Annotated in this window: 19 protein-coding genes and 1 pseudogene; 16 read left to right on the top strand and 4 right to left on the bottom strand. The window is 39.6% G+C overall.

Annotated features, from left to right (window positions below; all coding sequences use genetic code 11):
* Both AC3M61_RS04860 and mgtE read right to left on the bottom strand, forming a co-directional pair.
* Positions 1 to 351, bottom strand: coding sequence for a hypothetical protein (locus AC3M61_RS04860; RefSeq protein WP_500779767.1), 351 nt, complete (start codon positions 349 to 351; stop codon positions 1 to 3).
* A gap of 37 nt (positions 352 to 388) precedes the next feature.
* A complete protein-coding gene (gene mgtE / locus AC3M61_RS04855; RefSeq protein WP_500779766.1) occupies positions 389 to 1,735 on the bottom strand; it encodes a magnesium transporter in 1,347 nt (448 codons plus the stop codon).
* Positions 1,736 to 2,150: 415 nt separating this feature from the next.
* Here mgtE and leuS point away from each other — a divergent pair, with 415 nt between their 5' ends.
* The 16 genes from leuS to deoC are packed head-to-tail and all read left to right on the top strand — an operon-like array spanning position 2,151 to position 16,977.
* Positions 2,151 to 4,607: a leucine--tRNA ligase gene (gene leuS / locus AC3M61_RS04850; protein WP_500779765.1), complete on the top strand. Its 2,457-nt coding sequence runs from the start codon at positions 2,151 to 2,153 to the stop codon at positions 4,605 to 4,607.
* 32 nt (positions 4,608 to 4,639) lie between these two features.
* Positions 4,640 to 5,626, top strand: coding sequence for a peptidyl-prolyl cis-trans isomerase (locus tag AC3M61_RS04845; RefSeq protein ID WP_500779764.1), 987 nt, complete (start codon positions 4,640 to 4,642; stop codon positions 5,624 to 5,626).
* A gap of 53 nt (positions 5,627 to 5,679) precedes the next feature.
* On the top strand, positions 5,680 to 6,735 hold the full coding sequence (locus tag AC3M61_RS04840; protein ID WP_500779763.1) for a potassium channel family protein: 1,056 nt from the start codon (positions 5,680 to 5,682) through the stop codon (positions 6,733 to 6,735).
* 35 nt (positions 6,736 to 6,770) lie between these two features.
* Positions 6,771 to 7,844 carry an S-methyl-5-thioribose-1-phosphate isomerase gene (gene mtnA, locus AC3M61_RS04835; RefSeq protein ID WP_500779762.1) on the top strand — a complete coding sequence of 358 codons (1,074 nt, stop codon included), beginning with the start codon at positions 6,771 to 6,773 and terminating at the stop codon, positions 7,842 to 7,844.
* A 35-nt stretch (positions 7,845 to 7,879) separates the two neighbouring features.
* Complete coding sequence (gene serS, locus AC3M61_RS04830; RefSeq protein WP_500779761.1) at positions 7,880 to 9,160, top strand: serine--tRNA ligase; 1,281 nt, start codon at positions 7,880 to 7,882, stop codon at positions 9,158 to 9,160.
* A 58-nt stretch (positions 9,161 to 9,218) separates the two neighbouring features.
* Positions 9,219 to 11,108, top strand: coding sequence for a 1-deoxy-D-xylulose-5-phosphate synthase (gene dxs / locus AC3M61_RS04825; RefSeq protein ID WP_500779760.1), 1,890 nt, complete (start codon positions 9,219 to 9,221; stop codon positions 11,106 to 11,108).
* Positions 11,105 to 11,434 carry an Asp23/Gls24 family envelope stress response protein gene (locus tag AC3M61_RS04820; protein WP_029684059.1) on the top strand — a complete coding sequence of 110 codons (330 nt, stop codon included), beginning with the start codon at positions 11,105 to 11,107 and terminating at the stop codon, positions 11,432 to 11,434. The genes dxs and AC3M61_RS04820 overlap by 4 nt, the downstream gene beginning before the upstream one ends.
* A gap of 41 nt (positions 11,435 to 11,475) precedes the next feature.
* Positions 11,476 to 13,065 (top strand): DAK2 domain-containing protein, encoded by a 1,590-nt coding sequence (locus AC3M61_RS04815; RefSeq protein ID WP_500780014.1) that lies wholly within the window; start codon positions 11,476 to 11,478, stop codon positions 13,063 to 13,065.
* Positions 13,066 to 13,105: 40 nt separating this feature from the next.
* Complete coding sequence (locus AC3M61_RS04810) at positions 13,106 to 13,555, top strand: SoxR reducing system RseC family protein (RefSeq protein ID WP_029684061.1); 450 nt, start codon at positions 13,106 to 13,108, stop codon at positions 13,553 to 13,555.
* Between the two features lie 54 nt (positions 13,556 to 13,609).
* On the top strand, positions 13,610 to 14,389 hold the full coding sequence (locus AC3M61_RS04805; RefSeq protein ID WP_500779759.1) for an alpha/beta hydrolase: 780 nt from the start codon (positions 13,610 to 13,612) through the stop codon (positions 14,387 to 14,389).
* A gap of 36 nt (positions 14,390 to 14,425) precedes the next feature.
* On the top strand, positions 14,426 to 14,902 hold the full coding sequence (fliW, locus tag AC3M61_RS04800) for a flagellar assembly protein FliW (protein WP_500779758.1): 477 nt from the start codon (positions 14,426 to 14,428) through the stop codon (positions 14,900 to 14,902).
* Between the two features lies 1 nt (position 14,903).
* A complete protein-coding gene (csrA, locus tag AC3M61_RS04795; RefSeq protein WP_029684064.1) occupies positions 14,904 to 15,149 on the top strand; it encodes a carbon storage regulator CsrA in 246 nt (81 codons plus the stop codon).
* Positions 15,133 to 15,417: an Asp-tRNA(Asn)/Glu-tRNA(Gln) amidotransferase subunit GatC gene (gene gatC, locus AC3M61_RS04790; RefSeq protein WP_029684065.1), complete on the top strand. Its 285-nt coding sequence runs from the start codon at positions 15,133 to 15,135 to the stop codon at positions 15,415 to 15,417. Before csrA ends, gatC begins: the two co-directional genes overlap by 17 nt.
* A 4-nt stretch (positions 15,418 to 15,421) precedes the next feature.
* On the top strand, positions 15,422 to 15,763 hold the full coding sequence (locus AC3M61_RS04785) for a YraN family protein (RefSeq protein WP_500780013.1): 342 nt from the start codon (positions 15,422 to 15,424) through the stop codon (positions 15,761 to 15,763).
* The gene (gene smpB / locus AC3M61_RS04780; protein WP_029684067.1) at positions 15,760 to 16,203 is read left to right on the top strand and encodes an SsrA-binding protein SmpB; all 444 of its coding nucleotides are present in this window, start codon (positions 15,760 to 15,762) and stop codon (positions 16,201 to 16,203) included. Before AC3M61_RS04785 ends, smpB begins: the two co-directional genes overlap by 4 nt.
* A 24-nt stretch (positions 16,204 to 16,227) precedes the next feature.
* Positions 16,228 to 16,977 (top strand): deoxyribose-phosphate aldolase, encoded by a 750-nt coding sequence (gene deoC / locus AC3M61_RS04775; RefSeq protein WP_500779756.1) that lies wholly within the window; start codon positions 16,228 to 16,230, stop codon positions 16,975 to 16,977.
* A gap of 34 nt (positions 16,978 to 17,011) precedes the next feature.
* On the opposite strand, the gene AC3M61_RS04770 is transcribed toward deoC, so the two are convergent.
* A complete protein-coding gene (locus tag AC3M61_RS04770) occupies positions 17,012 to 17,515 on the bottom strand; it encodes a DDE-type integrase/transposase/recombinase (protein ID WP_500780012.1) in 504 nt (167 codons plus the stop codon).
* A gap of 369 nt (positions 17,516 to 17,884) precedes the next feature.
* Positions 17,885 to 17,956 (bottom strand): annotated as a pseudogene (locus AC3M61_RS04765) (hypothetical protein); the annotation flags it as partial.
* Positions 17,957 to 17,974: the final 18 nt, after the last annotated feature.

Genomic DNA, 17,974 nt, shown 5'->3' with positions numbered 1-17,974 from the left:
TTAACCTCTGAACCTCCTTGAAATTGTAGACCACAACATCATTATGAATATTAACCCAAAAAAGAGTGCTTCAACACTCAGAGCAACGATTTTCCTTTGAATATCATCGATGCTTAAATAGCGATACGCTGCTGCTTGGAATGGAAAGAACCAGGTAACTGCCATGACGACAAAAACAATCGTGAAGATTATAACCATAGTTCTTAGGTTATTCCATGTGTTGTCTAACTCCTCTTGTAAGCGTTGAAGTCTAAGGTTAATATTCTCTACGTCATCCTCATACCTTTTCAAATGTTCTTCAAGTTTTTCAATGGATTCAAGCAACTTTTTTTCAAGCTCTTCTCTCTCCATATATCTCACTCCCTATTCATATAGGAAGGGAACAGCATTATTTTATTCCAAGCATACGTGTGGCAACGGCAAAATATATCCAGATACCAGCAAGGTCTGCTACCGTTGTTATGAGTGGACCGGCCATAACAGCAGGGTCGATTCTCATCAACTTACCGAGGAATGGTAGCATTGCGCCTACAACATTTGCGAAGATAACAATAACAAGTAATGAGATTGCTGCAGATATATTAACCATTACATCGTGTGAAATCATGAATCCGCGCACAAAGAGAACAGCACCGAGTATTGAACCAAGTATCAATCCGACGTAAATCTCTCTGAGTAACACTTTCCACCAGTCTTTAAGTTCGACATCCCCTAATGCCATGCTGCGGATTATAAGTGTGCTACTTTGCCCACCTGTGTTTCCTCCGGCATCAATCATCGTTGCCATAAAGGCTGCAAGTATTGGCACAGCAGCTATAACACTCTCAAAACTGCTGATTATATAAGCACTAACACTTTGGAGCAACAATAATCCTACAAGCCATGGTAATCTGTTTTTGATAAAAACCAGTGGTGAAGTGTGAAAATAAGATGTAGTCGTAACACTCATACCGGCCATCTTGTGAATATCTTCCGTTGCTTCTTCATCGATAACATCAACGATATCATCTATAGTTATAATCCCAACAAGTCTCATATCGTTGTCTACCACAGGAATAGCGTTTAAATCGTATTTCTTCATCAGTTCAGCGACTTCTTCTTGGTCTGTATTCGTTTTAACATAAATCGGGTCGGGGGCGTATATTTCGTCAATCAATGTATCGGGTTCGGCGAAGAGCAAATCCTCGAGTTTTACAGTTCCGATGAGTGTTTTGTCTTCTTCCACTACGAAAATCGTGTAAATTGTCTCTGCGTCTTTTCCAAACTTGCGCACCTTATCGAGTGCTTTTTGGACAGTCATGGACTTTGTTACATATATGAAATATGGTGACATCAAACGACCCGCGGAGTTTTCGGGGTAGTTCAACACTTCAAGTGTCTGTTCTCTTTCACTTTTAGGTAGGAACGAAAGCAACTTGGTAACAACATCGGCGGGCAGTTCGTCGAGAAGTTCAGCTCTATCGGAAGGGTCCATGTTCTTGAAGATAGATTTGATTTCGTCATCTGTGAGCATCTTTACCAATTCATATTGCTCGTCGGGCTCAAGTTTGGAAAAGACTTCCGCAGCAAGATCTTTATTCAGAAGGCGGAATACTACAGCCTTTTCTGATGTTTCGAGTTCTTCAATCATTTCGTAGATCACGTTTGGATCTTGGTCTTCAAGTAGCATTTTCAGTGTTCGAAAATCACCGCGTTCGATGAGCTTGCGGATGTCGATCTGGATTTTTACCTTCATCCTCTTTACCCTCCTTTGCAAGAGATTTATGGTGGTTTGTTACTGGAATAACTCGGGTATTCCACAAATAATCACCTTCCTTTCACCTGAAGAATTATCGTAGAGAAAACTCTCGAAAGTTTTGGAAATTGTACTAAGTCAAAAATCGCAGTTTAGGAATAGATATACGGATTTTTTCGTGCTTTTGTTTTCCTATGCTTTTTTTGGTGTTTTAATTATACCAGAAAAAGTAACTTTCCGTGCAGGTTTGTATATGAATTTTCTGTGAAGAAAATTAGAATTCTTGGATATTTACTCAAGGAAATAAAATGAGTGAAAAAATCGCATTTTATGGTATAATGTATAAGAAATCAAAAAAGTGATGCGAAATATGACAACTTAAAACGCAAAAAACTGAGCCTTGGAGGGAAAAGGTATGAAGGAGTATCGTCCACAAGAGATAGAACCAAAGTGGCAAAGAGTCTGGGAAGAGAAAAAGGTATTTGAAACTCCTCAGTATTCCGAAAAGCCCAAGTATTATGCACTCGTGATGTTCCCTTATCCATCGGGAACATTGCATGTTGGTCACGTTAAAAACTACACGATAGGTGATATCGTTGCAAGGTATAAAAGAATGCAGGGATACAACGTACTACATCCGTTTGGTTACGATGCTTTTGGATTGCCTGCAGAAAATGCAGCGATTGCTCACAAGATACACCCGAAGAAATGGACTATGGATAACATAAACACTATTCGTGGGCAAATAAAAAAGATGGGGATTAGCTACGATTGGAATAGGGAAGTTATTACGTGTAATGAAGATTATTATAAATGGACACAATGGATATTTTTGAAACTCTACGAGGCGGGTTTGGCATACAAAAAGCCGGGTGCAGTAAATTGGTGCCCAAGTTGTCAGACAGTTTTGGCCAACGAACAGGTGAAAGATGGAAAATGCGAAAGGTGCGGTACCACTGTTACAATGAAACACCTGGAACAATGGTATTTCAAAATCACAGATTACGCAGAAAAGTTGCTCGAAGGGCTCGACAGACTTCCAGGATGGCCGGAACATGTTAAAACAATGCAAAGAAACTGGATAGGGAAGAGCACAGGCGCGGAAGTTGATTTCCCAGTCGAAGGTCTCGACAAGAAAATCAGAATCTTCACAACAAGACCAGATACAATATACGGCGTGACGTTCATGGCAATCGCACCGGAATCTCCACTGGTGCTCGAACTGGTGACTGATGAAAAGAGGAAAGAGGTAGAAGAATTCCTGGCGAAAGTTGCTCTTGAAGATAGATTCAAGCGAACGAGTTTGGAAGCAAAGAAAGAAGGTGTCTTCCTTGGCAGGTATGCAATCAACCCGTTAACTGGAGAAAGAATACCAATTTACGTTGCCAACTACATACTCTATGAATACGGAACAGGTGCAATCATGGCTGTTCCTGCCCATGACAAACGCGATTTTGACTTTGCGAAAGCGTATGGCTTACCGATTAAACAGGTCATCAAACCGAAAGAAGGTAACTGGAACGTAGAAGAAGCACCTTACGAAAATGAAGGGATAATGATTAACAGCGGTCCATTTGACGGTTTGGACAGTAAGAAAGGCATTGAAGAAGTCACGAAATATATGGAGGAAAAAGGTTTTGGAAAAAGAAGTGTCCAGTACAAGCTCAGAGACTGGCTTATCTCAAGGCAACGTTACTGGGGTGCTCCAATTCCAATAATCTATTGTGACAAATGTGGTATTGTTCCTGTTCCGGAAAAAGATTTACCGGTCAAACTTCCTGAAAACGTTGAATTCTTACCAACGGGTCAATCGCCACTTACACTAAGCGAAGAATTCAAACACACGACATGTCCAAAGTGTGGTGGTCCAGCCCACAGAGAGGTAGAGACGATGGACACATTTGTCGATAGTTCTTGGTATTTCTTAAGGTATGTCAATCCAAAACTGGAAGATAAACCATTTGATACAAACGATGTAAATTATTGGTTACCTGTTGACCAATACATTGGTGGAGTTGAGCACGCTGTTTTGCACTTACTCTATTCAAGATTCATCACAAAGGTCTTACACGACCTTGGATATGTTGGTTTCGACGAGCCATTCCAGAATCTCTTTACCCAAGGTATGATTTACAAAGATGGGTGGAAGATGAGTAAGTCCAAAGGCAACGTAGTCTCCCCGGACGATATGATAGAAAAATACGGTGCGGATACACTGAGAATGTATATACTCTTCATGGCACCCCCAGAAAAAGATGCGGAATGGAGCGATGCGGGAATTGAAGGTGTGAATCGATTTGTTAAAAGACTTTGGAACAACTACTACAAAATGCTTGATATCATAAACTCACAAGATGGTGAAGAAAGTGAATTTGGAAAAGAAGAAAAAGCGCTCAGAAGAAAGTTGCACGCGATGATTAAGAAAATAAAAGAAGATATCGAAGGGGGGTTCAAATTCAATACTGCCATCGCTGGATTGATGGAATTCAACAACCAACTTTCCGATTACCTCGAAACAGTCCAAAAGCCAAATAAAAAATTGTTAAGAGAAATAGCGGAAAAAATAGCGCTTATAATTTCACCATTTGCGCCACACATGGCAGAAGAAATGTGGCATGACTTAGGCAAGGAAACACTCATCGTTGAAGAACGCTGGCCAGATTACGATGAAGAAGCACTTAAGGAAGAAGAGATAACGATAGTTGTCCAGGTTAACGGTAAAGTGAGAGGTAGAATCACTGTTCCGGCAGACTATTCGGAAGACCAAATAAAGGAAAAGGCTGTTGAAAACGTTAAGAAGCTGGTAGAAGGCAAACAAATAGGCAATATCTTCTACGTGCCTGGAAAATTGGTGAATATTGTTGTTAAGTAATTCTAATACCATAAAAATCGGGGGGAGTTAAGATGAAGAAACTAACAGTGTTTTTGGTGTTACTCATCAGTTTACTCACGTTTGCTCAGCAAGACATCGTTGCCGTTGTCAATGGAAGAAACATCACCATGGATGAATGGAACAGGGAGGCAAATGTTCAGAAATTGCTTTTAGAGATTCAAAACTCAAATCCAACGTTCTACAAGGTTTTAACAACTTCTACAGAAGGGGCTATTTTGATAGAAAGATACAAATTGGAGGTCCTAGACCAACTTATTCGCAAGGTCTTATTCATCCAATTTGCTGAAAAACTTGGGGTTGCACCTGACGATAAAGTTGTTAAAGAAGATGTTGACAACGAAATAAACAAGATGCTTAGTGAACTCAAGATGACCGAGCAACAATTCGACGAATACTTGATACAGCTTGGGATGGGCAAATTGGAAGACTACAGACAAAAACTCTATTTCCAAAGAAAATATTCGCTATCACTTGCTAACGTTTACGCATACTATCTTAAAAACGTTGCAGTTACAGATGAAGAAATAAGTGCTTACTACGAAAAAAACAAGGACAAGTACACAGTTCCGGCTCAATATGACCTACTTGTCTTCAAAACAAACAACAAATCAACAGCGGATACACTAAGGATAGATGTTGTAAAAGGTCTTTCAAACGATGAGATATTGAAAAAATACAACCTCTCACCAGTTGTAAACGGATATGTCAATGCCAACGACGCATCAAAGATTCCACAATCACTCTGGATACTTGTCACCAGCGCTGTAAAAGGCACTACGTTACCAGTCCAGCAAGCGGGTAATGAATACTACGTTGTGAAGGTGAGAGACATAAAAATTGGTGGCACGAAAACTCTTAGTGAAGTTAGTGAAGAAATAAAAAACACATTACTTTCTTCAAAGCAAGAAGAAGTATCTAAGAAACTTTTGGAGGATTTCGAAAAATTTAGAAAAGATTCGAAGATAGAAATAAGGTACAAAAGTCCTGTTCTTAAATAAAAAGACTACTGAATTTCCCAAACTTGGCAAAATACAAAAATTAGGTGTGAAAAATGTCAAAGAGTAAGTCAAGAAACTTAGGGGTTATAGAAAGAAACCTGCTGAACCGAGTAAAAAAAGCCCTGGTTAGTGTCTTTCTTATATTTTTAGTCGGAACCTTGTATTACTGGTTGTTTGAAGGATACTCACTAATTGATTCTATCTTTTTTGTGGGTATAACGATATCTACAGTTGGTTATGGAATGCATGAGCAACTATCAACCTTCGGCAAAATTTTCACAATGTTACTCATACTTGCTGGTTTGTCTGTTGTGTTGTATAACGTGTCGTATGTAACGGCTCTGTTAGTCGAAGGCGAATTAATCAAACTGATGAAACAAAGAAGAGTGGAAAGAAAGGTGTCAAAGATGAAGGAGCATATAATAGTTGTTGGAGCAGGAAACATAGGGACGCAAGTGATAAACCAATTACTTAGGCTAAACGAACATGTTGTCGCAATAGACAACCTCGTGACAGAAGAAGAGCTGAAGGAGAAAATAGCAGATAGTTCAAAGGCTAAGAACGTAGTTTTCATAAGAGGTGATGCAACGAGTGAAGAGGTATTACTAAGGGCTGGTATTAAACATGCTAGGGCACTTGTCACCACTTTACCAAACGACGCACTCAACATCTTTGTTTCTTTAACTGCCAAAAACTTGAATGCAAATATATACATTGTTTCCAATATAACCAACTTGTCAAACTTAACAAAATTCATTTACGCAGGAGTAGACCATCCAATTGCAACAGCAGAAATAGCGGGGTTAAAGATTGTTGAAGCGCTAACTTTTCTCAAAAAGCGTGAAAACATAATAGATGTACTAAACATATCAGACAAAGCCTTTCAAGTTGAAATAATCGATATTAAAAACACAAAACTGGCTGGCAAAAAGATAGAAGAACTGAGACTTAAGGAAAAGTACAATGTTTACATAATCGGCTTGTTGAAAGATAAAGACTTGGTTTTAGGTCCTTCGAAAAATGAGGTTTTGGCGGATGATAGCAAGGTGGTTCTATTTGGTGAAATAAACGGCCTTTCGAAGTTCAGAGAAGAATTTTTAAACAGATAAAAAATTACAAAAATACGGTTAGGAGGGAGCAAACGATGAGGACGAAAGCTCAGGCAAAGGGTTTGAAAACCATGACCATGGAGTGGAATGGTGATGCTTTAATACTTATCGACCAACGAAGGCTTCCTTTTGAAGAAGTCTATGTTACTTGTGCGGACTATCGTGCTGTTGCGCTTGCTATAAAAGAAATGGTTGTTCGTGGTGCTCCGGCTATAGGTGCAGCAGCGGCATTTGGGTATGTGCTGGGAGCAAAAGAGATAACAAGAAAAACATACAATTACGAACAAGCTATGATGCAGCTGAAAAATGTGAAAGAAACCTTGGCGAGGACAAGACCAACAGCTGTGAATCTTTTCTGGGCTCTTGATAGAATGGAACGCAGAGCAATAGAACACGGAAAATTTGAGGGACTTGTTAGGGTGTTGGAAGAGGAAGCTTTGAAAATTGCGATTGAAGATATAGAAACTAACAAAGCCATTGGCAGATACGGTGCTCAACTACTTGAAGATGGTTTTACAGTCTTGACGCACTGTAACGCAGGCGCACTTGCGACTGTAGATTACGGAACGGCACTCGGTGTTCTGAGAGCAGCCAAAGAACAGGGCAAACGTATAAAAGTTTACGCAGATGAAACAAGACCATATCTACAAGGAGCAAGGCTTACCGCATGGGAATTGATGAAAGATGGTTTTGATGTTACGGTCATAAGTGACAACATGGCAGGATGGGTTATGAAGCAAGGGAAAATCAACGCAGTTATCGTCGGAGCCGATAGAATTGCTGCCAACGGTGATGTGGCAAATAAGATAGGGACCTATATGGTTGCCGTTCTTGCGAAAAGACACGGCATACCATTCTATGTTGCTGCTCCAACAAGTACGATAGATATGTCGATAAAGAGTGGTGCAGAAATACCAATTGAAGAGAGGTCTCACGAAGAAGTTGCAACTTGTGGTGGGAAAAGGATAGTCCCAAATAATGTGAATATCTACAATCCTGCTTTCGATGTAACTGACAACGAACTTGTTACAGCGATAATTACGGAGAAAGGAATAGTCTATCCTCCGTACGAAGAGAATTTGAAAAAGCTATTTGAAGAAGGAAAATAAAAGGTTTTTTTACAGAAGCTAAGGAGTGTGATGATATGATAGATCTCAAATTGCTGAGAAAGAATCCAGACTTATTCTACGAAGCCCTCAGAAAGAGAAATTATTCTACTGAAATTCTTGACAAAATCGTGGAGCTTGACAAAGAGTGGAGAAATTACGTCAACATCGTCAATAACCTAAAAGCAAAAAGAAATGAACTCTCTAAGATGGTCGCAAAATTGAAAGCAGAAGGTAAGAACGAAGAAGCGAATGAAATAATCGCCGAAAGCAAGAAATTGGGCGATGAAATCGCGCAATACGAGGCGAAGGAAAAAGAACTGGAAGACCAAATGTACAACTTGGCGCTTTACATACCGAACATTCCACACGAAAGTGTGCCTGTTGGAAAGGACGAAACTGAGAATGTTGAAGTTCGAAGGTGGGGCGAACCGAGGAAATTCGATTTCGAACCAAAGGCACACTGGGACCTTGGTCCTGAACTTGGTATGCTTGATTTTGACAGGGGTGCTAAGTTAAGTGGCTCGAGGTTCACTGTGATGTTTGGAGAAATCGCCAGACTTGAGCGTGCTCTTGCTCAATTCATGCTCGATACTCACACGCAAAACGGGTATATAGAAGTCAACGTCCCACATTTGGTTAAAAGGGAAACGATTACTGCGACAGGCCAACTTCCAAAATTTGCAGAAGAACTTTACACGTGTGAAAGAGATGATTTATTCCTTATCCCAACTGCGGAAGTTTCGCTTGCTGCGCTACATATAGATGAAATTCTTGAAGAAACTCAACTTCCGATAAAGTACACAGCGTTCACGCCATGTTACAGACGAGAGGCTGGAAGTTACGGTAAAGATGTGCGAGGCTTGATAAGACAGCACCAATTTGAAAAAGTCGAACTTGTTTGGTACACAACCCCTGAACGGTCTTTCGAAGACTTGGAACAACTTACCCGTGATGCGGAAAGGATTCTACAGCTTCTTGGGTTACCTTACAGGGTTGTGGCACTCTGCACTGGTGACCTTGGCTTTGCAGCTGCGAAAACGTATGATATAGAAGTCTGGTTGCCATCCTATAATGCGTACAAAGAAATCTCTTCGTGTAGTAACGACACTGATTTCCAAGCAAGAAGAGGTAACATGCGCTACCGAACGAAAGACGGAAAGCTGAATTTTGTCCATACACTCAACGGCTCAGGCCTTGCGATAGGTAGAACACTTGTTGCCATCATGGAAAATTATCAGAATCCAGATGGAACAATAACAGTGCCTGAAGTGCTTAGACCTTATATGAAAACTGATGTGATAAGACCTATGAAGTAAGTGGAAAATATAGGATAGAAACCAAAGGATAAGAGTAACAAAGGATGGGAGAATTTTGATGCAAAAGTTCAAGGTAATCTTCGATGAAGATAGAAGTTTAATAGAGAAAATTAGAAAAATGGATTATGAAGAGCTATCCGAATTTGCTGCAAAGATTAGAAAATACATGATTGATGTGACCTCCCTCAACGGAGGTCACTTGGCTTCCAATTTAGGAACTGTCGAATTAACCCTTGCACTTTATCGAGTCTTTGACCCATACGAGGACTACATTATCTGGGACACAGGACATCAAACCTACACTCACAAACTACTTACAGGTAGATGGGATGCGTTTAGAACACTTCGAACCTTCGGCGGAATATCAGGGTTTACGAACATATTTGAAGCGAAGGTAGATAGATTCGGTGCAGGTCATGTTGGAACTTCGATAGCAGCTGCATTAGGGATAGAAAAAGCGTTAAAGTTACAAAACAAAAAGGCCAACGTTGTGGTAGTCATAGGTGATGGTGCGCTGACAAGCGGACAAGCTTTAGAAGCGCTCAACCAAGTTAAAGCGCAGGACTCTAAGATAAAGATAATACTTAACAGCAATGGGATGAGTATTTCCAAAAATGTCGGCGGACTATCCCAACTACTTGAGACTCTCAGAACGAGCAAGATTTATATAACAATAAAAGAGAAACTGAAAAAAGGTCTCAACGAAGCTGTTGAGTTTGAATTAAAAAAGATTAGAGAGGCTTTAAAAGTTGCACTCATAGGTGAGGACTTCTTTGAATCCATAGGTTTAAAACATTTTGGACCTGTTGATGGACATGATTTAAGGTCATTAGAAGAAGCGTTTAAGCAAGTCAAGGACTATCCATACCCAACCGTGCTCACTGTATTTACGATAAAAGGTAAAGGTTACCATTTCTCCGAGCAAAATCCTACAAAGTTTCATGGTGTGGATAAATTTGATCCAGACTCTGGTATCTTTGAAAAGCCTGAAGGAACTTATTCCTACAGCGAACTTTTTGGAACAACATTGACGAAAATTGCTTCGCAGGATGATAGAGTTGTTGCATTAACTGCTGCAATGCCTGATGGAACAGGGCTTAGTAAATTTGCAAAGCAATTTCCAGAAAGATTTGTTGACCTAGGTATAACCGAACAATCTGTGGTTACCTATGCTGGTGGCTTGGCGACTATGGGTTTCAAACCTGTGGTAGCAATATATTCTACATTCTTGCAAAGAGCCTACGACCAGATAATCCACGATATCGCACTCCAGAATTTGGATGTTCTATTCGCTATCGACAGAGCAGGCTTAGTGGGAACAGATGGTCCAACACACCACGGAGTGTTTGATATAGCTTATCTCAAACTAATTCCAAATATGAAGATACTAACACCGCTTGATGGTCAAGACCTTGCCAATACGTTGTGGACAGTCCTAAAAGAAAGGGATAAGTACAGAGGTCCCATTGCTATCAGATACCCACGTGATGTGGAATTTGGCAATTTAGAAGAAATTTGTGGTAAAATAGAAATCGTAGAACCTTTTAAATGGCAGTTACTTGTGGAAGGAAAGGAAATAGCTTTATTAGCGGTTGGCGTGCTTGCAAAGAAATACTTAGATATTGCAAAAGCGAATGCTTGGACTTTGATTGGGGTAAGAAGTGTAAAACCATTAGACGAAGAGATGCTCGAAAAGATTTTCGAAACGCACAAATACGTTTTTACTATAGAAGAGGGAGCAGAACTTGGCGGATTTGGTGAGAGTGTTGCTACGAAATACCTAAAAGATTATGCAGACAAATACGAATGCAGACTGCAGGTTGTTGGTATACGCGACGAATTTATACCGCATGGTACAAGGTATGAACTTATAAAGTACGTAGGACTTGACAGCACCAATATTGAACAAATAATTAAAAAATACGTGATGAAAGGAGTGAGGTTATGAAGTTCCAAACAGAATACGGTGAGGTTGAAATTACCGTTAACGCTATAAGAAAACTTGTCTATCTTGCAGTCCTTGAAACTTATGGGCCTATAAGCATAGGTTCCGATAATTGGTTTTCAAGATGGTTTTCCTCTGAGGAAGGTAAGATAAAAGTTGAAGAAGACGAATACGGACACTTAAAGATTGATATATTTGTTGAAGTAGAATTCGGTACAAAGGTCACAGAAGTTGGTAAGAACATAGAAGAAAACGTCGTTCACAAACTCCGCGCATTCGCGAACTGCGAAAATCCTGAAGTGAACGTGCACATCATTGGCGTGCGGTGAAATGAGGTGATAGCTTGCTCACTACAATAAATGGGTCAGAAATGAAAGGCATCTTCATGAAAGGTGCCGAAAATTTGCTTGCTCATAGGGATGAAATAAATGCGCTGAATGTTTTTCCCGTTCCAGACGGGGATACAGGTTCGAATATGAGTTCTACAATGCTCGAAGCGTGTAAATATCTTGAAAACCTTACCGACGAAAAGCTGAGCAATGTCCTCGATGCTATAAAGCGAGGTACCTTGATGGGGGCAAGGGGGAATTCTGGAGTAATCCTCTCCCAGATATTCAGGGGTTTTTGTGAGACACTCTCGAAAAAAAGCAAACTCACGGTTGCAGATTTTGTAAAGGGCATAAAAGGTGCTAAAGAAACTGCTTATAAGGCGGTTTTAAGACCTGTAGAGGGTACAATACTGACCGTAATTCGCGTACTTGACGAACATTCGAAAGAACTTGCCAATCTCGAAAGTTTTGAAGCACTCTTCGAGAAGATGGAAGAGATTGCACTTGATACGGTGAAAAAAACTCCTTCGCTGTTGCCAAAACTAAGAGAGGCAAATGTTGTCGATGCAGGTGCGAAAGGTCTATATTACATCATCCAGGGATTCAAAATGTATGCCTTGGGTGATACATCAATAAACCTGGAAGGTGTTGAAACGAGACCTTCAGAAGAAATAACCATAGCGTATGAAGAACTAACATATCAATATTGTACGGAACTCATCATTAGAGCCAAGAACCCAATAACTAACGGTACGCAAAAGCAATTGGAAAACTATTTAAATTCAATGGGCGATTCCGTCGTTTTCTTTGTCCAGGATGATATCATCAAACTCCACGTTCATACAAACAACCCAGGACAAGTTATTGAAGAGTTCTTAAAACATGGAGAACTATTAAAGGTTAAAATCGACAACATGAAAGAACAACATGAACACGTTGTTGGAGAAGTATATGCAAAAAAGGAAAGAAAGAAGATTGCCTACGTTGCCGTTTCACCCGGCGAAGGGATTTCCAAAGTGCTTAAAGACCTTGGGGTTGATGAAATCATCTCTGGTGGACAATCGATGAATCCGAGTATGGCTGATATACTTGACGCAATAAGACGCGCCAATGCAGAAAATGTAATTGTCTTTCCAAATAACTCAAACATAATATTGGCGGCAGAACAAGCAGCAAAAACTGCTGAGCAAGACGGAATAAAAGTTTACGTTGTTAAAACAATCAACGTTCAGCAAAGCATTTCGGCGATGATTTACAGGGTGGGAGAAGAAATTGAAGAGATAATAACCAGTATAGAAGATGCGATAAAAAAGACAGTAGCCATATCGATTACAGTTGCTGTAAGAGATTCAAAATACGCGGGTGAAAAGATTAAGAAGGATGAATACCTAGGTTTCTTGAACAAAGAACTCGTTGCACACCACAAGAATTTGGTTAATGTTCTTGATAAGATTTACCAAAAATGCAGACTCGAGGAACACGAGATTCTTACGGTATTTGTCGGCTCAAGTGCGACCCCTATTGAGCAAAGTATTGTTGAAAAATACACCAAGAAGAAATATCCAAACGTGCAGATAGAATTCATAGAGGGAGGTCAGCCACACTATCCGTTCCTTATGATGGTTGAGTAGAAATTGAGCTGCCTACCTCTCTTGCTTTAGAGGTGAAGATATGAGGGAATTAATGACAGTTAAAAGTGTTGATGAGCGTTACGTATATCTTTCTTTAAACGTTGATAAAGTAGCATGTGCTTCATGTGCATTATCAGGTTCTTGTTCAATTCAAAGCGAGAGCTCCAAAAAGGGAATTTTCAAGATAGATAAAAGGAATGTAAACCAAGATTTACTTCCTCTCATGCCAGGTGATTTAGTAGTTGTTGATTTCAAATACAACCCTGGAATTCTATCGCTAATTGTTTACGGTATACCTTTAGCAGGCTTTATCCTTGGAACCCTTATCGGTTACCTGTTAAAACTTTCGGACATTCTTTCTTTCATACTTGCGTTGGCTCTCACAGGAGTTGGAGCGTTGCTAACAAGAATTTACGACAGAAAATACAAGATAGAGATAATAGATGTTAGAAGAAACGCGCTTACGATAAACACAAAACAACTTTCATAGCAAAGACCGACATAAATGCTGGAAGTTTTTTTTGCAAAAGTAGGGGGTAAGGGTATGGTATACCACTTCAAAAAAGGAACAGGTAATAACGGTTGGGTTGTTATAATACATGGCCTTGGTGAACACATAGATAGGTATGAGAAACTCATTAACATGCTTGTGGAAAATGATTTTGGTGTCATTGGATTTGATTTACCTGGTCATGGTAAAAGCTCTGGTAAGCGTGGGCATACATCCATAGAAGAAGTTATAGATTTAATCGATGAAATCACAAAGACGGTTAACTCCTTTGTTCTTTTTGGACATAGTCTTGGTGGGCTCATCGCTGTACGTTACACAGAGGAAAGACCGAACAAAGTTTCCAAACTTATTGTGTCTTCTCCTGCGCTGCAACTCGAACCAAAACCGAGCCAAATAGCGATGTTGAAAATATTCTCTGTTCTGGCACCTTCTTTAACTGTGAAGAATGGTATAAACCCAGACCTTTTATCTAGGAATAAAGACGCGGTCCATAGATATGTTACGGATCCGCTTGTTCATGACAAAATCTCGATCAAGCTTGGCAAAAGTATGTTGCAGAACGTCCAGCTAGCACATGAAAGAGCCCCAAGAATCAAATGTCCTGTGGTTGTTCTAATAGGCACAGAAGACAAGGTAACGCCTCCTCAAGGAGCGCGTAAGTTTTACGAAGAACTAGATACACAAAAGGTTATTGAAGAGTTTGAAGGTGGCTCCCACGAACTCTTTGAGGACCCAGAACATGGCGAAGAATTCCACAAGAAAATCTTACATTACATAAAAGATTGGGATACAGATAAGAGTGTTGAAGAATGAAAAAGAAAAAGTGTGTAACTGAAAGGATGAGCAAAAATGGGAGTTTACAAAACAAGGTTTGGTGAGCTGGAGATAAACGATAACGAAGTCATAATCTTTCCAAATGGAATACCAGGTTTTGAAGAACTGAGAAAATTTGCGATTTTGAAAATTCCGGAAACGCAACCAATTCAATGGCTTGTCAGTTTAGAAGATGAGAATACATCTTTCCCCATTATAGACCCTTGGCTGGTTTTGGAAACATACGAGGTGGATTTATCAAAACAAGACTTAGATATTTTGCAAGTTGAAGACCCTTCGGACTTAGTTGTGTGCAGTATTGTCACTATCCCTATCGGGAAACCTGAACTGGCGACGGTAAACTTAAAAGCTCCAGTTGTTGTAAACGTAAAAAAGGGAATAGGTATTCAGGTTATACTTGAGAAATACGAACTAAAACATCCCATAGTTTCTCCAAAAGAATCGGAAAGTCAATCTGAAGATAAAGATATAAAAGAAGAGAGTGGTGCTTGATATGCTTGTACTATCAAGGAGAGTTGGAGAGAGTATAATAATTGGTGACAACATACAGGTGAAAGTGCTGAAAATCGATGGTAATGCTGTTAAAATAGGCATAATCGCACCAGCTGATGTAAGGATTTATCGTGAAGAGGTCTACAAAACTATAGCTCAAAGTAACAAAATGGCTACTGATGTTGCTTCTCAAATAGAAACGGTAATGAAACTGAAGGAGGTTATCGGCGGTGATAAAGATAGATGACAAGCTTATTGAACACCTTTCCAAACTTGCACGTTTAACGTTTGAAGAATCGGAGAAACTAAAATCCGACTTACAGAAAATCATTGACTATTTTGAAATTCTTTCAGAGGTCAATACGGAAGGTATCGAACCGATGTACACACCTATAGAGGAACCATGCAAGCTCAGAGAGCTGGAGCCAAAACCACATGAGAATATTGAAGGTATTATTGCAAACTTTCCTGAAAAAGAAGGCCGATTCATCAAAGTTCCAAGCATCTACGGTTGATGTAATAAGCAACTGGAAAGAGGCGGAAGAACTCGCTGTCCAATTCTTAAAACGAAACGGCTATAAGATAGTTGAAAGAAACTATCGCACGCCATTTGGTGAGATTGATATAATTGCAAAGTTCAATAAAACCTATGTGTTTGTTGAAGTAAAGTCTGGCACAGGTGTTCGAATAAATCCTTCCGAGCGCGTTGATATAAAGAAGTACGAAAAAATAAACCGCAGTGCGGAATATTATCTGAGAGGTAAGCGGTATTTAAAAGCCCAGATAGACGTTATTGAAATTGTAAACAACGAGAAATTAGAAATAAGACACTACAAGAACATAGGGTGGGATTTTACATGAAGATAATAGCAACCAATAAGAAGGCATACACAGATTACATTATAGATGAAACATATGAAGCTGGCATCGTTCTCGTTGGCACAGAAGTAAAGTCTTTGAGGGAACACGGTGCAAGCTTCAAAGATTCATTTTGCCGAATAAAAGACGGGGAGATATATCTGCTGAATTTGCACATACCACCATACCGGTTTGGAAATATCTACAACCACGACCCTGAAAGACCTAGAAAATTACTCTTACATAGAAAGCAGATAGACAGAATTTGGGGAAAAATTAGACAAGAGGGATACACTGTGATTCCAACAAAAATCTACTTCAACGATCGAGGGATAGTCAAAGTAGAAATTGCGGTTGCAAAAGGTAAGAAGAGTCATGACAAACGTGAGGAAATCAAAAAGAAGGAAATCGACAGGAGAATAAAAGAGTACCTGAAAAGATAACAACTTTTAGAAGGAGTGATAAATATGGATGTAAGAAAGGCTGTTCTTGAAAAGTTGCAGGAATTCAGAGAAAATTACAAGCCAGAGACCGTTGAGATTAATTTGAAAAACATATCACTCAATGAATATATCGACCACACAAATCTTAAACCTACTGCTACGACAGCTGAGATAGAAACGCTTTGTAAAGAAGCTCTTGACTACAAATTCAAAGGTGTTTGCGTTAACCCATCGTTTGTTCCTCTGGTAGCACAAAGACTGAAAGATAGCAAAGTTCTCACAGTTACAGTTGTCGGTTTCCCATTGGGAGCTACCAGCACTTACGCTAAGGTAGAAGAAACAAAATGGGCTGTTGAAAATGGGGCTCAGGAAGTAGATATGGTAATTCACATAGGTAGATTGAAAGAGGGAGATTACGAATACGTCTACAACGATATAAAATCTGTTGTTGAGGTCGCGAAAGTCCCTGTCAAAGTCATTATCGAAACATGTTTCCTGACTGACGAAGAGAAGATTGCAGCATGTGTACTCTCAAGACTTGCTGGTGCCGCTTTTGTCAAAACATCTACAGGTTTCGGAACAGGTGGTGCAAAATTTGAGGATGTCCAGCTCATGCGATGGGCAGTTGATGGGAAAATCGAAGTTAAAGCATCTGGTGGAGTGCGCACATACGAAGATGCGATAAAAATGCTTACTGCAGGAGCTACAAGAATTGGAACAAGCTCTGGTGTTGCGATAGTTACAAATAAAGTTCCTGGGCAGGGAGGATATTGATAAGTTTTAATTTACTTTTGTAACACAGATAGTGTTAACTTGTAGTGATGGAAGTAGCTAATTGAGAAATGACATTATTGATATTGCTCTTGTTGATTTTCCAAAGATTCTTCACTATACAAAAGCCGTTAATATATAAATCAAGATTTTTCAACTTCTTCAGACCTCGCTTAAGTCGGAAAAAGTCTTTCAGTAGTGAGAATTTGGATTCACACATGTTTTTACCAAGCGATACTACTACATGATTGATATTTTTGAACAATATCAGTGCACTTTCATATGCACCAAGACCGTCGGTAATGAGTTCGATACTTTTGTCTTTTGAATCACCTAAGAACTTTTCAAGCAACACTTTTACTTGACCCATGTCACGATACTTTGAGACATGCCAGCAAAGGATAAGGTTAGTATCGTGGTCAACTAATAACCAGACATAATATTTTTGGTCTTTGAATACTACAATAGTTTCGTCGGCATGAACTCTGAAAACATCCTCAATGTCAAACGTTGGTGAAAGCACGGAGAATAAAGTACACAACTTAATAACCCATTTGTAGATAGAAACATGAGAGACCTTGATGTTAAGAGAATCTGCAACAGTGCGATAAGACATATTACGTTTCATATACAAAACGAAAGCTTTTAAGACAATAAAGATAGGGAAACGGAAGTATTTAAAGTAGTCAGAAAAGATAGTAACAGGTTCAGGGAGATTAAAAGGGACTCTATCTTTTGTATGACAAGTTCTACAACGGAAGACAACGAAAGAACGATGGGGTTTGTGGATTTGCATAGATTTGCCACAAGAAGGGCATTTAGGATAAGGGAAAGAGAACTTTTTGTGCTTGGGAGAATGAGAAAGTTTGAAAGTACGTTTGCAATTTTTGCAGAAGAATTGTTGGTTACCATATTTGTCATGACCGTTTTTGTAGAAGTTGGTAGAGCCACACTTTGGGCAAGAAGGTGTTGAGTTATTCATATCGGGATACCTCCTTTA

Source organism: Fervidobacterium sp., from assembly GCF_059913585.1.
Note: the sequence above shows the minus strand (reverse complement) of the source record. Positions and strands in the feature narration are given on the sequence as shown.